Origin of the sequence: Bacillus cereus group sp. N11 (assembly GCF_016483605.1) — a bacterium.
GTDB classification, from domain to species: domain Bacteria; phylum Bacillota; class Bacilli; order Bacillales; family Bacillaceae_G; genus Bacillus_A; species Bacillus_A toyonensis.
The window spans coordinates 26,611-42,285 of sequence record NZ_JAEHBN010000027.1 but is presented as its reverse complement, the minus strand read 5'-3'; the positions used below and the strand labels follow the sequence as shown (position 1 = coordinate 42,285).

The window sequence follows — 15,675 nt, the reverse complement described above, 5'->3', positions numbered from 1 at the left end:
AGGCGGGAGTTTTTTTATTTTTATTAAGATTAAAACAATTTGAGGAGGAACTGAATATGTCTATTCAAATCCCACGCGGAACGCAAGATATTCTTCCAGGCACTGTTGAGTTATGGCAGTATATCGAAGGGCAAGCACGCGAAATTTGCCGTCGTTACAATTATAAAGAAATTCGCACACCAATTTTTGAACACACTGAGTTATTTTTACGTGGTGTTGGTGATACGACAGATATCGTACAAAAAGAAATGTATTCATTCCAAGATCGTGGTGAGCGCAGTTTAACATTACGTCCAGAAGGTACTGCACCTGTTGTACGTTCTTACGTTGAAAACAAAATGTTCGGTGACGCAACGCAACCAACAAAGTTATACTATATCGGTCAAATGTTCCGTTACGAAAGACCACAAGCAGGTCGCTATCGTCAATTCGTACAATTCGGTATTGAAGCAATCGGTAGTAACGACCCTGCAATTGATGCAGAAGTAATTGCACTTGCTGTAGAGTTTTACCGCGGCATGGGCTTAAAAAATATTAAAGTTGTATTAAACAGCTTAGGTGATGCAGCGAGCCGTCAAGCACACCGCGATGCATTAATCGCTCATTTTGAGCCACGCATCGGCGAGTTCTGCTCTGATTGCCAATCTCGCTTAGAAAAGAATCCACTTCGTATTTTAGACTGTAAGAAGGACCGTAACCATGAATTAATGGGTACAGCACCATCTATTACAGAATACTTAAACGAAGATTCAGCAGTATACTACGATAAAGTTCAAGAACTATTAACGATGATGGATGTTCCATTTGAAAAAGATCCAAACTTAGTGCGTGGTTTAGACTACTATCAACACACTGTTTTTGAAATTATGAGTGAGGCAGAAGGTTTCGGTGCTATCACTACATTAAGCGGTGGTGGCCGTTATAATGGACTTGTACAAGAAATCGGTGGACCAGAAATGCCAGGTATCGGTTTTGCAATGAGTATTGAACGTCTAATTATGGCGCTAAAAGCTGAGAACATTGAGTTACCAATTGAACATAGTATTGATTGTTACGTTGTAGCTCTTGGTGAAAAAGCGAAAGACCATGCTGCGAAAGTTGCGTTTGATCTTCGTAAAGCTGGATTATCAGTCGAAAAAGATTATTTAGATCGCAAAATGAAAGCACAATTTAAATCAGCAGATCGTTTAAATGCGAAATTTGTAGCTGTATTAGGGGAAGATGAGCTAGATAAAGGTATCATTAACTTAAAAGATATGGCAACAGGCGGACAAGAAGAAGTAGCATTAGATGTATTTGCTTCATACGTAGCAGAGAAATTAATATAGGGGGAACTTACAGTGGCTGAAAGAACACATGCATGTGGAAAAGTAACAGTAGAAGCTGTTGGACAAACAGTTCAATTAAAAGGTTGGGTACAAAAACGTCGTGACTTAGGTGGATTAATCTTCATCGATTTACGTGACCGTACAGGTATCGTGCAAGTCGTATTTAACCCAGAAACATCAAAAGAAGCACTAGAAGTAGCAGAAACGATTCGTAGTGAATACGTATTGCACGTAGAAGGTACAGTTGTTGAACGTGGTGAAGGCGCAATTAATGACAATATGGCAACTGGTCGTATTGAAGTACAAGCAACGAGAGTAAACGTATTAAACGCAGCGAAAACAACACCAATCATTATCGCTGATGATACAGATGCATCAGAAGATGTGCGTTTAAAATATCGTTACTTAGATTTACGTCGTCCTGTAATGTTTAACACATTCAAAATGCGTCACGACGTAACGAAAACAATTCGTAACTTCCTAGATACAGAAGACTTCTTAGAAGTTGAAACTCCAATTTTAACGAAGAGCACACCAGAAGGAGCTCGTGACTATTTAGTACCAAGCCGTGTACACGACGGTGAATTCTATGCATTACCACAGTCACCACAATTATTTAAACAACTTCTTATGGTCGGCGGATTTGAGCGTTACTATCAAGTAGCACGTTGTTTCCGTGACGAAGATTTACGTGCGGATCGTCAACCAGAATTCACGCAAATCGATATCGAAGCTTCATTCTTAACGCAAGATGAAATTTTAGATATGATGGAGCGTATGATGACGAAAGTCATGAAGGATGCAAAAGGTGTAGAAGTTAGTGCACCATTCCCTCGTATGAAATATGCTGATGCAATGGCTCGCTACGGTTCTGATAAGCCAGATACACGCTTTGAAATGGAACTAACAGACCTATCTGAATTTGCAGCAGATTGTGGATTTAAAGTATTTACAAGTGCTGTAGAAAGCGGCGGACAAGTAAAAGCAATTAATGCAAAAGGTGCCGCAAGCAAATACTCTCGTAAAGACATTGATGCATTAACTGAATTCGTAAAAGTATACGGTGCAAAAGGTCTAGCTTGGCTTAAAGTGGAAGAAGACGGCTTAAAAGGACCGATTGCGAAATTCTTCGGCGAAGAAGATGCAAAAGCGTTAATGAGTACATTAGAAGCTACTGCTGGCGATTTATTACTATTCGTAGCAGATAAGAAAAGCGTTGTTGCAGATAGCTTAGGTGCACTTCGTTTACGTTTAGGTAAAGAGCTTGAGTTAATAGATGAAAGTAAATTTAACTTCCTATGGGTAACTGATTGGCCACTTCTTGAGTACGATGAAGATGCAGATCGTTACTTCGCAGCTCACCACCCATTCACAATGCCATTCCGTGAAGACGTTGAGCTATTAGAAACAGCACCAGAAAAAGCACGTGCACAAGCATATGACCTTGTATTAAACGGTTATGAGCTTGGTGGCGGATCACTTCGTATTTACGAGCGTGACGTACAAGAAAAAATGTTTAAAGCACTTGGATTCTCACAAGAAGAAGCGCAAGAACAATTCGGATTCTTATTAGAAGCATTCGAATACGGTACACCACCACACGGCGGAATTGCATTAGGTTTAGACCGTCTTGTTATGTTACTTGCAGGTCGTACGAACCTTCGTGATACAATTGCATTCCCGAAAACAGCAAGCGCAAGCTGCTTATTAACAGAAGCTCCAAGCCCAGTTGCAGAAGCTCAGCTTGAAGAACTGAACTTAAAATTAAGCTTGAAAGAAGAGAAGTAAGAATAGGGTCTAGATGGTTATACTATAGCCGTCTAGACTTTTTTTGAGAGGAAGTTTAAAAAGTCCGGTTTAAATAACTGTCGCATTTCGTCGTTGCTTCGCCAGTCCGGTGCTCGAGTAGTAAAGCTACACTGCGCTCCTCCTAGCATCAGCGCCTCGATCTGCTCGGCCCTCTGAATCCTCCTTTTAAAACGTGTATGTAGGAAGAAATAAAAGTCCGGTTTATATTATGTTTTTGTTTGAAATATGTATTTTTAGGAATTCTATAACTTTTTCTATACAAATAGTCGGAAAAACGCTAGAATACATGGTAGACCATTTTTGTAATAGGAGTGTAGAGCTGAATGTTACATCAATTTTCACGTAATGAATTAGCCTTCGGTAAAGAAGGACTTGAAATATTAAAAAATAGTACAGTCGGTATTTTAGGAATTGGCGGCGTAGGATCATTTTCAGCTGAAGCGTTAGCACGTTCTGGCGTAGGACGTCTCGTATTAGTTGATAAAGACGTTGTAGATATTACAAACGTAAACCGTCAAATTCACGCATTAGTATCTACTGTAGGACGTTCAAAAGTAGAATTAATGAAAGAGCGTATTGCAGACATTAATCCGGAATGTGAAGTAATTGGATTAGAAATGTTTTATACAGATGAAACATATGAAGAGTTCTTTAAACACGGTTTAGATTTCGTAGTGGATGCATCTGATACGATTACGTTCAAAATCCATTTAATTAAACAATGTTTACGTCGTAAAATTAAAATTATCTCATGTATGGGTGCAGCAAATAAAATGGACCCAACTCGTTTCCGTATTGCGGACATTTCTAAAACACATACGGATCCGATTGCGAAAGTAATTCGTACGAAGCTTCGTAAAGAGGGTATTAAAAAAGGTGTAAAAGTTGTCTTCTCTGACGAAAACCCAATCGTAATTCGTGAAGAAGTACGTAAAGAAATCGTACCAGACGAAAATGCAAAAATTCGTAAGGCGAAATTACCACCTTCTTCAAATGCATTCGTACCATCTGTGGCAGGCTTAATTATGGCAAGTCACGTTGTACGTGAGCGTATTAAAAATGTAGAAGTGAAGCGTGTAGGGCAAGAATAAAAGGAAAGCATATATCCATTTCGGATATATGCTTTTTCTATGTTTTAAAGAATTATTGATATTTGCATCACTACTAGTTCAAATGTAAGTAAGGTTAGTAAGTAATGATCATATTTATCTGATTTATAGGCGGATGTCTTTTTTAGACTGTTAATGGTGAAGAGAGCTAAAGTCAGGACGAGAAGGCCAAGAGTTATAATGACATTACAGTAAAAATTATCTAATATATTTTGGGAGTTTCCTTGTATGACAGGGAGAAATATTATTGTCAATTTTTGTCGTTAAATCGATATTCTTTTTCGAATCGTTGATATATTGCAAGTTGTGATAGATATATTTGAAAAATCGTTGATATATTGCAAGTTACGATAGATATATTCGAAAAATCGTTGATATAATTTCATTTACCGATATATCTATATACGGTTCACCGAAAACAAACAAGGATGTCACTTAATCAAAAAAGTGACATCCTTGTTTTTAATTCTCTGCAGAATAAATAATATCTAAATTCCCGTTTTGATCGGTTTTGAAAATGGGAGCAATCTGTTCTTCTTGTTCTTCAACTGAAACAAGTTTTCGAGCACGATCCATAATTCTAACAAGCATTGCATAATCTTCTTCGATTGCTTGTTGTTTTTTTGTGAGTACCGCTAATTTTGCTTCAAGTTCATGATTCGTTTTTTGCAAGGAATTAAGCTGATCTTGTAATACCTCATTTTCAGTTTGCAACTTTGCGGTTGAAGGGTTATTATGTTCCATGTTTTGCAAAAATGAGATGACATTTTGCATTGTAAGTTCCTGTTGACTTGGCGTGATATTTTCTGAAAACTCGGCATCGATTACGAGCTGCTGAGTTTGTGTAAACTGCTCTTTTTCTATTTTAGCTTCAGAACGTTTTAATTCTTTACGTTGTTTTTTTGCAATCTGTACCGCATCTTCGTAATTCGCTCGTACTTCAGCATTCCATCTAAAACCGCAAGCTGCTGAAGTGCGGTTCAAAGCATCGCCAACTTCATCGAATGCTTTGATTTGTGTACTGCCGCTACGAATATGTCGTAAAACAGTTTCTGCTAAAAGGAGATCGTCTTCTCTTGTCCATGCATCTTGACGTGTTTTCATAAGCGAAGCCTCCGTAATGGTGACGTTTTCGTTTATGTTACCCTTTATTTTTCGTTTTATTCGAACTTTGTAATCTTTCATAAACAGTAGAAAGTGCTTGCTCAAATTTCCCTGTTGTTTTCGGTTTATAATATTGCTTGTTTTTTATTTTATCAGGTAAGTATTGTTGGTGTACCCAGCCATTTGGATGGTCATGTGGATATAAGTATCCAATGCCTCGACCTAACGATTCAGCGCCTTTATAGTGACTGTCTTTTAAATGACCTGGAATGTCACCTGTTTGACCGTTACGTAAATCGTGCAATGCAGCATCAAGTGCTTTATAAGCTGAATTTGATTTTGGTGATAGGCATAGCTCGATAACGGCATTTGCAAGTGGTATGCGTGCCTCTGGGAATCCAACTCGTTCAGCTGACTCGATCGCTGCAAGTGTGCGCGGTCCAGCTTGCGGGCTAGCAAGTCCGATATCTTCATATGCCATAATAAGAAGGCGTCTACCGATACTTTGTAAATCACCTGCTTCAATAAGGCGTGCTAAATAATGAAGTGCTGCATTTACATCACTTCCGCGCACTGATTTTTGAAATGCCGATAATACGTCATAATGAGCATCTCCACCTTTGTCATGAACGAAACTCTTTTTTTGTAAGCATTCTTCTGCGATTTCTAGCGTGATTTCCGCAGCTTTGTCGTCAGTTGTAAAGCTAGATAAAACAGCTAATTCAAGTGCATTATAAGCTGAACGCATATCTCCGCCTGATGCATTTGCAAAGTGATGTAATGCTCCATCCGTAACAGTTACATCATATTCCCCAAGCCCTTTTTCTTTATCTTCAAGAGCTCGTTTTAAACCAATTAAAATATCATCTTCTGTTAGTGCGTGTAACTCGAAGATTTGACATCTGCTTCGGATAGCAGAGTTTATCGCATGGAATGGATTACTCGTCGTTGCACCGATTAAAGTAAGGAGTCCACTTTCTAAATGAGGTAATAGAAAGTCTTGTTTCGCCTTATCTAACCTGTGAACTTCATCTAAAATTAAAACGAGGTGTCGATGCATCTTCGCTTCTTGTACGACAACTTCCATATCTTTTTTATTGTGAGTAACAGCATTTAATAGGCGAAACGGTGTTCCAGTACTTCCCGCAATTGCGCTAGCTATTGATGTTTTTCCTGTACCTGGAGGACCGTATAAAATCATAGATTGAAAATGATTTGCTTGGACCATTCGCCATAAAATCTTTCCTTCACCAACTAAATGCTGTTGTCCAATAATTTCTTGAATATTTGTAGGGCGCATTCGATGTGCGAGTGGTTGTTTCATTTTTACCGTCTCCCTTACTATATAATCTCATTCTATCGTATCATTTTTTTTAGTGGAATTTGAAATAGGATGCTGTTTTATGGGAAAGATGAATATGAATATTTTCATTTTTCTTTCAATTTTAATAATTTCCGAGTTTTTCAATACGATTTTATGTTATCATTTTGATACACAAGTTGAAATTTCTTATAATACTATATTATGCTATAATTTCATAGGATTTTAAATTGTGTTCTTTTATAAAGTGAAACTTTAATCAGTGGGGGTTTTGTTTATCCCCTACCTAACTTCTTTGCTCCAGCCGAATTTTGAGGTGGGAGTTTTACTGCCCGCAAATAGCGGGATAAATAAGATATAACCAATAGAAGTGAAAATTTGAAAAGAGGTGCAAAATAGATGAAGATTTCAACAAAAGGCCGCTACGGCTTAACAATTATGATCGATCTTGCAAAAAAGTTTGGTGAAGGTCCGATTTCATTAAAATCAATCGCACAGGCACATGACTTATCGGAACATTACTTAGAACAATTAATTTCACCACTTCGTAACGCTCGTCTTGTAAAGAGTACGCGTGGTGCATATGGCGGATATGTATTATCTGATCAACCGGCTAACATTACAGCTGGGGATGTAATCCGTGTACTAGAGGGTCCAATTAGTGTTGTAGAAATGATAGAAGAAGAAGAACCAGCACAGCGCCAATTATGGATGCGTGTTCGAGATGCGGTGCAAGAAGTGTTAGATAGTACAACTTTAGAAGATTTAGTGCGTTATGAGGAAGAAAATCACGGGGGCTATATGTTTTACATTTAATTCCTTGTGAAACGATTTGGAAAGAAGGAGATTTAATGGAACGCATTTACTTAGATCATGCTGCGACATCTCCGACTCACCCAGAAGTGGTCGAAAAGATGATTCCATATATGACAGAAACATTCGGAAACCCGTCTAGTATTCACTTTTATGGACGTCAAGCGCGCCATGCAGTAGATGAGGCGAGACGCGTGTGTGCAAAAAGCATCCATGCGAACCCGAATGAAATTATATTCACGAGCGGTGGTACAGAAGCTGATAATTTAGCGCTTATAGGTGTAGCACGCGCAAACCGTCATAAAGGTAACCACATTATAACGACGGAAATTGAACATCATGCGATTTTGCATACGTGTGAATTGCTTGAGCGTGAAGGGTTTGAAGTGACATATTTACCTGTCGATGAAACGGGGCGTGTTCAACTTTCTGACATACAAAAGGCATTAACAGAAGAGACAATTCTTGTATCTATTATGTTTGGGAATAATGAAGTAGGGACGATGCAATCGATTGCGGAAATAGGAAAACTGCTAAAAGAGCATCAAGCTTATTTTCATACAGATGCGGTACAAGCTTACGGTTTAGTAGAAATAAATGTGAAAGAGTTTGGGATTGATTTATTATCAATTTCAGCGCACAAAATTAACGGGCCAAAAGGCGTAGGGTTCTTATACGCTAGTGCAAATTTGAAATTTGAACCGTTATTAATAGGCGGAGAGCAAGAAAGAAAACGCCGTGCTGGTACTGAAAATGTACCTAGTATTGTCGGACTTCAACATGCAATTCTTTTAGCTGAAAAAACTCGTGAGCAAAAAAATGCCCAATATGAAGAGTTTAAAGATATAATGGTATCTGTCTTCAAAAATGAAGGCATTACTTTCGAGGTAAACGGAAACTTGGAATATCGCTTACCACATGTGTTGAATATCAGTTTTACAGGAATGAACATTGAACCATTTCTTGTGAACTTAGACTTAGCTGGCATTGCAGTATCAAGTGGTTCTGCTTGTACAGCTGGTTCGATTGATCCATCACATGTATTAGTGGCGATGTTCGGAAAAGACTCCGATCAAATACGTTCATCCGTACGCTTTAGTTTCGGTCTTGGAAATACGAAAGAGCAAATTGAAAAAGCGGCGTACGAAACAGTGAAAATCGTGAAGCGATTAACACAAAATTAGCATGGGAGGTGACATGATGAACAAACTACCTCACGAAACACGCGTTGTCATCGGGATGTCCGGTGGCGTCGATTCATCTGTAGCAGCTCTTTTATTAAAAGAGCAAGGTTATGATGTGATCGGAATTTTTATGAAAAACTGGGATGATACAGATGAGAATGGTGTCTGCACAGCAACAGAAGATTACAATGATGTAATTGAAGTGTGTAACCAAATCGGTATTCCGTATTATGCAGTAAACTTTGAAAAACAATACTGGGACAAAGTATTTACGTACTTCTTAGATGAGTACCGAGCTGGTCGTACACCAAACCCAGATGTAATGTGTAACAAAGAAATTAAATTTAAAGCATTTTTAGAGCATGCAATTGCGCTTGGTGCTGATTATGTAGCGACAGGCCATTATGCACGTGTTGCTTATATGGACGGCGAATATAAAATGCTTCGCGGCGTTGATGACAATAAAGACCAAACGTATTTCTTGAATCAATTAAGCCAAGAGCAATTATCAAAAACAATGTTCCCATTAGGTGAATTAAAGAAACCGCAAATTCGCGAAATGGCGACAGAAGCTGGTTTAGCGACAGCGGCGAAAAAAGATAGTACTGGTATTTGCTTCATTGGCGAGCGTAACTTTAAAGATTTCTTAAGTAACTATTTACCAGCGCAACCAGGTGTGATGCAAACGTTATCTGGTGAAGTGAAAGGAAAACATGACGGTTTAATGTACTATACAATTGGACAACGTCATGGCCTTGGTATTGGTGGTAACGGTGATCCATGGTTCGCTGTTGGGAAAAACTTAAAAGACAACATTTTATATGTTGATCAAGGATTCCATAATGAACTTCTATATGGTGATGAAGTTATCGCTACGAATGTAGGATGGGTAAGTAACAAAGCAAAAGAAACAGAATTTAAATGCACAGCGAAATTCCGCTATCGTCAAGCAGATAATAAAGTAACGGTTCAAATTGTTGATGAAAATACAGTTCGTATTCTTTGTGATGAGCCAATTCGTGCGATTACGCCAGGCCAAGCAGTTGTTTTCTATGATGGAGATGAGTGCTTAGGCGGCGCTACAATTGATGAAGTATATCATAGTGGTAAGAAATTAGATTATTTAGGATAAAACGAGAAGCCTCTGCCGATTAGCGGTTAGAGGTTTCTTTTACATAAAGCGAATTTTCGTTCGCTTGGAAAATACATTCTTTGTTATAATTTGTTGTAGAGGTGAAGGACATGTCAAACAAACTTGAAACAGGTATTCAATATATGCAAGAAGGAAACTGGGAAGAAGCAGCTAAAAATTTTACAGAAGCAATCGAAGAAAATCCGAAAGATGCGCTTGGATATATTAACTTTGCGAATTTATTAGATGTATTAGGTGATAGTGAACGAGCAATTTTATTTTATAAGCGTGCATTAGAGTTAGATGATAAATCTGCGGCTGCTTATTATGGCTTAGGAAACGTATATTACGGTCAAGAGCAATTTGCAGAGGCAAAATCTGTATTTGAACAAGCAATGCAATCGGGCTTACAGTCAGCTGATGTAACATTTATGTTAGGTATTACACATGTGCAACTTGGAAATGATCGTCTTGCATTACCGTTTTTACAAAGGGCGACGGAATTAGATGAAGACGATGTAGAAGCTGTTTTCCAATGCGGACTTTGCTTCGCGCGACTAGAACATATTCAAGAGGCAAAACCTTATTTTGAAAAGGTATTAGAAATGGATGAAGAGCATGCAGATGCGTATTATAATTTAGGTGTTGCGTACGTATTTGAAGAAAATAACGAGAAAGCTCTTACTTTATTTAAGAAAGCAACTGAAATTCAGCCAGACCACTTTTTAGCTGGTAATGGTATTCGTTTATTAGAGCAAGAAGCTGAATAAAGTGAAATGATAGTTTAATGCGCAGTTACCCCTCATCTAAAGATTGTGAAAGAGGTGGGGGATGTACTGCTCATTAAGGTGAAAAGAACTCGGGAAGGAGAGGAAAGATGGGAAATCAACATGCCATGGATTTGTTTGAGGAAGAGAAAAAATTTATAAAAGCGCAAGTTCTTCATACCATTTTCCACAACGAAGAAAACCTCTATTCCGTTGTCAGTATGAAAATCATTGAAACGAATGAAACATACGACGAAAAAAAAGTAATGATAAACGGTCATTTTCCCCGTATGCATGAAGATGAAGTGTTTACATTAACAGGTCATTTTAAAGACCACCCGAAGTATGGGAAACAATATTTAGTTGAAACGTTTAAGAAAGAATTGCCGCAAACAAAAGCAGGTATGGTGCAATATTTAGCGAGCGATTTATTTAAAGGGATTGGAAAGCGTACGGCTGAAAAAATCGTAGATCACCTTGGTGAGCATGCCATTTCTAAAATTATGGATGATCCTGATGCGTTAAATGGTGTTGTTAACAAACAAAAAGCACAGGAAATATATGAGACAATTGTGGAGCATCAAGGGTTAGAGAAAGTAATGAGCTTTTTAAATGGTTACGGTTTTGGAACGAAGCTTTCTATTAAAATTTATCAGCAATATAAAGAAATGACATTAGAAGTGATTCGTAATAATCCATATCAACTTATTGAAGAAGTGGACGGGATTGGTTTTGGACGAGCAGATGATATAGGACGTGCGTTAGGTATATCGGGTAATCATGATGACCGTGTACGTGCGGGATGTTTTTATACGTTAGAGAATGTTTCACTGCAGCTCGGCCACGTTTATATGGGGAAAGATCAACTTGTAAGAGAAACGATGTCACTTTTAAATAATCAAGAAGGTAGAGTGACTGAGGAAGACATTATAGGCTGTGTTGAAATGATGCAAAGTGAAGGGAAAGTCATCATTGAAGAAGAACGAGTGTACTTAGCATCGTTATTTTACTCTGAAAAAGGTGTTGTAAAGTCTATTCGTAGGCTTATGAATCAAGAGGAAACCCCTTCATTTCCTGAAGCAGAAATGTTAAAAACATTAGGTGAAATTGAAGAACAGCTGAAGGTGCAGTATGCACCGTTTCAGCAAGAAGCAATTCAAACGGCACTTCATAAGCCGATGATGTTATTGACAGGTGGACCAGGAACGGGGAAAACAACAGTTATTAAAGGAATTGTTGAAATGTACGCGTCCTTGCATGGGGTATCATTAAATCCGAATGAATACAGTGATGATAATCCATTTCCAATATTATTAACGGCTCCAACAGGAAGAGCAGCGAAGCGAATGAGTGAATCTACCGGGCTCCCTGCTTGTACAATTCATCGTCTGCTTGGTTGGACGCCAGAAGGGTCTTTCCAGCGTAATGAAACCGATCCAGTTCAAGGGAAGTTACTCATTATTGATGAGTTTTCGATGGTAGATATTTGGCTTGCAAATCAGCTATTCAAGTCACTTCCGACAAATATTCAAGTTATCGTTGTAGGTGATGAAGATCAGTTGCCATCTGTAGGACCTGGACAAGTGTTAAAAGATTTATTAAATGCAGGAGCCATTCCAACGGTAAAACTTACAGAAATTTATCGTCAGGCGGAAGGTTCGTCTGTTATTCAGCTTGCCCATGCGATAAAAGACGGAACACTTCCACCGGATTTAGCGCAAAATAAAAAAGATCGTTCATTTATCAGCTGTGCAGGGGCTCAAATTGTTGAAGTTGTAAAAAAAGTATGTGAAAACGCGAAGACGAAAGGGTTTAGCGCAAGAGATGTCCAAGTGTTGGCACCTATGTACCGCGGACCAGCAGGTATTAATGTGTTAAATGAAGCTCTTCAAGAAGTGTTTAATCCGAAAAAAGAAAAAAGTAAAGAAATTGCCTACGGTGACGTTGTGTATCGAAGAGGTGATAAAGTACTTCAATTAGTCAATCAGCCGGAAAGCCAAGTATTTAATGGTGATATTGGAGAAATTGTTTCGGTGTTTTATGCAAAAGAAAATGTTGAGCAACAGGACATGATTATCGTTTCATTTGATGGAATCGAAGTAACGTATACAAAGCCGGATTTAAATCAAATTACCCATGCATATTGCTGCTCGATTCATAAATCACAAGGTAGTGAATTTCCAATAGTTATTATGCCGATTGTAAAGAGCTACTACCGTATGTTACGTCGTAATTTAATTTACACGGGCATTACAAGAAGTAAGAAATTCCTTATTATTTGTGGGGAGGAAGCGGCTTTTCAATCCGGTGTAAATCGCCTTGACGATGCAATGCGTCAAACGACTTTAGCTAGTCGTTTGCAAGAATCACAAGGAGAGGTGCAGATGGTAACGGTTAATGGCGAGGAAATGGACGTGGAAAACATTTCACCGTATGATTTCATGTAACGAGGTGAAATTATATAGTGAAACTTTCAAACGTATAACGTTGAAAGGCTCCAGCAATGTATAAATGAATGCGGTTTGGACATAATGGCGAATAGAATCTGGGAGACTGTAAGGAGATGAAAGCCATATGTTTATTTGTCCAAATTGCAAAGGGAAAGACATCGGAAAAATAGGTGTCAACCAATTTTATTGCTGGAATTGTTATATCGAATTATCGGTTTCAAAGGGGAAAATCCATACGCATCAAGTAGAGGAAGATGGTTCATTAAGCTCTCTTGATGATTTATTTGATGAGAACGAAAGAACGATCGGATAACGAAAAGGGGGATTTACTTTGAATCTACGCAATTCATTAATCGCATTAGGTGTTGGAGCTGCAGCATATCAATATGCTCGCAAGCAAGATGTATTTTCAAAACGCAATATGAAAAAAGCACGTAAGATGATTAAATCTTATTTATAAACGTAAAAAACTCCCTTCATGATAAGGGAGTTTTTTTATGCGCTCGTATGCAAATATAAAAGTCCAATTTCAGAGAAGAGATAAGATAGACCGTAACACCCAACACCAAGCATTCCGTAATGAAATAATTGCTTCGCCCTCTCTTTTCGTGAGGAACGAATAAAGAAACCTTTCCAAATACCAAATCCGATACAAACCCATTCGAGAATCATAAAAAGTGCTGATAATACGAGCATAAATAAAACCATTATGAGTCCTCCTGATTATATTGTTTCATGCTGCATTCTCAGGGATGGTTGTCCTTGTTATGTTATGTATATGTACGTCTTTACAAAACAGTATGGTCTGTATGAAAAGATTTTAAAAGTTTTGCACATAACCTACCCTATTTATTTTCAAAATAAAGGTGGAGGAGGTTTTTCGTGTGAAGAATCTTAAAATCATTTGGATATACCGTTTAGGATTATTGTTACTTGTATTTCTTTGTTTGCTTGTCTTCTTAAAGATCAAGCCACTATGGGCGCCGATTATTTTTGTATGTAAAGTGGCGATTACACCGTTTCTTATCGCTTGTTTTATTGCGTATTTATTGCACCCTTTAATTGAAAAAATTCATAAGGAAGGAATGCCGCGCACACTCGCTATTTTGCTCATTTACATCCTGTTCTTTGGCGGGATTGGCTATGGGATTTATAAAGGAACACCAGTTGTTATTAAACAGTTACAAGAAATTAATGAACAATTTCCGCAGTTCACAAAAATGTATGATTCTTGGATGGATGGCGTTACAGAACAAACAGCGAATTTCCCATCATTTATTCATGAAAAGGTAAAGCAAATTTTCGTTGGTGTAGAAATGAAGATACAAACGCTTTTAAATAAAGTTATGAACACAGCCCGTGGTGTACTGGATTCATTGCTCATTATTTTCTTGATTCCGTTCATTGTATTTTACATATTAAAAGATTACGGTGAGTTTTATCATATCTTTTGGAAACTAGTTCCGAGTAAGTGGCGTAGTACGGGTCAAATGCTTGCGAAAGAAATTGATAAATCACTCGGAAGTTATATTCGAGGACAGTTATTTGTTTGCTTAGTATTAGGGGGAGTATCTGTTCTTTCTTTTTGGTTTATCGGTATGAAGTATCCATTGCTGCTCGGCATTATTATTGGGGTAACGGATATAATTCCATACTTTGGTCCTATTTTAGGGGCGATTCCCACGTTGATGATTGCGGCAACGGTATCAACGAGTTTACTCATTAAGGCGGGGATTACAATTGCTATTTTGCAATTTTTGGAAAGTAACATTTTATCGCCTTACATCGTTGGTAAGTCGCTTCGTATGCACCCCGTTATTATTATGCTTGCCTTACTAGTTGGAGGAGAGATAGCCGGGATTGTAGGATTGCTAATATCGGTTCCGATTTTAGCAGTTATTCGTACAGTGATTGTTCATGTGAGGCCTCTTTGGAAAAGAGAAGATGTTTAAAATGAAGCCCTCTATTTAAAAAATAGAGGGCTAATCATATGATTATTTAGGGAGCTGATTTTTTATTTTTTGAACAAAAGAGCTCACATCAGTTGTTTGAATATGTTTTATTCTTTTCCATTCCGTATCATACATAAATACAATTTGATTGCTGAAAAGGCGCTTTTGTTCTTTTAGATTAGAAATTTTTGCGAAAGCGTACTCTTCAAATATTGGATTCTTACTTACATCTGGTCCATAAAAGAATAGCCTTTTGTCCGTTAAAATCAATAGGCCTGGCCTTGCGACGGAACGATAAATAAATATGTCTAATGAACATGCTGCATAAAAAAGAATTTTTTCATCAGTTGTTAACATTTCTCTAGCTTGATTCAATAAAGTTGTCATTGTAATCGCTCCTTTATTGTTAATAATTTAATTATAACAAATAATGTAATATTTAGAAATTTGTATAAAGTATTTTTTGTGAGGAGATTCCTATTTAGTAATAAATGCATAATATATTGAAAGGCTGTTAAGAATGAATAGTAGAATAACTATGAGTAATAAACAATTGATACAATATAAATGATTATCTACATTGACAAACTTAAGAGAATTCTATTATATTTAGTCATATAATACATTAAATCAATGACGGAACAAGTACGTTACAGTCCATTTGTAGAGAGAAGCTTCCACTGGCTGAAAGGAGCTTTAAATGAAG

General features: G+C 37.6%; 15 protein-coding genes and 1 other annotated feature (1 of these 16 only partly in view). Of the genes, 11 read left to right on the top strand and 4 right to left on the bottom strand.

From position 1 onward, the window contains the following. Positions 1-56: 56 nt before the first annotated feature. From hisS to JDS98_RS27570, 3 genes are all read left to right on the top strand, one after another. Complete coding sequence (hisS, locus tag JDS98_RS27580; RefSeq protein WP_033657340.1) at positions 57-1,328, top strand: histidine--tRNA ligase; 1,272 nt, start codon at positions 57-59, stop codon at positions 1,326-1,328. Between the two features lie 12 nt (positions 1,329-1,340). After that, the gene (aspS, locus tag JDS98_RS27575) at positions 1,341-3,116 is read left to right on the top strand and encodes an aspartate--tRNA ligase (protein WP_000840918.1); all 1,776 of its coding nucleotides are present in this window, start codon (positions 1,341-1,343) and stop codon (positions 3,114-3,116) included. Between the two features lie 344 nt (positions 3,117-3,460). Continuing rightward, positions 3,461-4,228 carry a tRNA threonylcarbamoyladenosine dehydratase gene (locus JDS98_RS27570; protein WP_000903182.1) on the top strand — a complete coding sequence of 256 codons (768 nt, stop codon included), beginning with the start codon at positions 3,461-3,463 and terminating at the stop codon, positions 4,226-4,228. Between the two features lie 480 nt (positions 4,229-4,708). Here JDS98_RS27570 and JDS98_RS27565 read toward each other — a convergent pair whose 3' ends face one another. Together JDS98_RS27565 and JDS98_RS27560 are read right to left on the bottom strand one after the other, a co-directional pair. After that, a complete protein-coding gene (locus tag JDS98_RS27565) occupies positions 4,709-5,350 on the bottom strand; it encodes an RsfA family transcriptional regulator (protein ID WP_199631822.1) in 642 nt (213 codons plus the stop codon). Positions 5,351-5,387: 37 nt separating this feature from the next. Then, the gene (locus JDS98_RS27560; protein ID WP_000812925.1) at positions 5,388-6,674 is read right to left on the bottom strand and encodes a replication-associated recombination protein A; all 1,287 of its coding nucleotides are present in this window, start codon (positions 6,672-6,674) and stop codon (positions 5,388-5,390) included. 396 nt (positions 6,675-7,070) lie between these two features. Between JDS98_RS27560 and cymR the strand changes: the two genes are divergently transcribed. From cymR to JDS98_RS27525, 7 genes are all read left to right on the top strand, one after another. After that, entirely contained in the window at positions 7,071-7,487 is a 417-nt protein-coding gene (gene cymR / locus JDS98_RS27555; RefSeq protein WP_000704116.1) for a cysteine metabolism transcriptional regulator CymR, read from the top strand. A 35-nt stretch (positions 7,488-7,522) separates the two neighbouring features. Further along, positions 7,523-8,668: a cysteine desulfurase family protein gene (locus tag JDS98_RS27550; protein ID WP_000439899.1), complete on the top strand. Its 1,146-nt coding sequence runs from the start codon at positions 7,523-7,525 to the stop codon at positions 8,666-8,668. A 16-nt stretch (positions 8,669-8,684) separates the two neighbouring features. Next, positions 8,685-9,800: a tRNA 2-thiouridine(34) synthase MnmA gene (mnmA, locus tag JDS98_RS27545; protein ID WP_001038014.1), complete on the top strand. Its 1,116-nt coding sequence runs from the start codon at positions 8,685-8,687 to the stop codon at positions 9,798-9,800. A 110-nt stretch (positions 9,801-9,910) separates the two neighbouring features. After that, entirely contained in the window at positions 9,911-10,570 is a 660-nt protein-coding gene (locus JDS98_RS27540; protein WP_000066402.1) for a tetratricopeptide repeat protein, read from the top strand. Positions 10,571-10,677: 107 nt separating this feature from the next. Then, positions 10,678-13,014, top strand: coding sequence for an SF1B family DNA helicase RecD2 (gene recD2 / locus JDS98_RS27535; protein WP_000528059.1), 2,337 nt, complete (start codon positions 10,678-10,680; stop codon positions 13,012-13,014). A 127-nt stretch (positions 13,015-13,141) separates the two neighbouring features. Next, positions 13,142-13,330, top strand: coding sequence for a hypothetical protein (locus JDS98_RS27530; RefSeq protein WP_000469281.1), 189 nt, complete (start codon positions 13,142-13,144; stop codon positions 13,328-13,330). An 18-nt stretch (positions 13,331-13,348) separates the two neighbouring features. After that, positions 13,349-13,477, top strand: a complete 129-nt coding sequence (locus JDS98_RS27525; RefSeq protein WP_001053553.1) for a YrzQ family protein — start codon at positions 13,349-13,351, stop codon at positions 13,475-13,477. 35 nt (positions 13,478-13,512) lie between these two features. Here JDS98_RS27525 and JDS98_RS27520 read toward each other — a convergent pair whose 3' ends face one another. Next, complete coding sequence (locus tag JDS98_RS27520; protein ID WP_000242555.1) at positions 13,513-13,725, bottom strand: hypothetical protein; 213 nt, start codon at positions 13,723-13,725, stop codon at positions 13,513-13,515. Between the two features lie 176 nt (positions 13,726-13,901). Between JDS98_RS27520 and JDS98_RS27515 the strand changes: the two genes are divergently transcribed. Beyond that, positions 13,902-14,969, top strand: coding sequence for an AI-2E family transporter (locus JDS98_RS27515; RefSeq protein WP_199634534.1), 1,068 nt, complete (start codon positions 13,902-13,904; stop codon positions 14,967-14,969). A gap of 42 nt (positions 14,970-15,011) precedes the next feature. On the opposite strand, the gene JDS98_RS27510 is transcribed toward JDS98_RS27515, so the two are convergent. Further along, the gene (locus JDS98_RS27510) at positions 15,012-15,356 is read right to left on the bottom strand and encodes a PH domain-containing protein (RefSeq protein ID WP_016109123.1); all 345 of its coding nucleotides are present in this window, start codon (positions 15,354-15,356) and stop codon (positions 15,012-15,014) included. A 237-nt stretch (positions 15,357-15,593) separates the two neighbouring features. Beyond that, positions 15,594-15,675 (top strand) — a binding site (T-box leader); it runs 137 nt beyond the window's last position.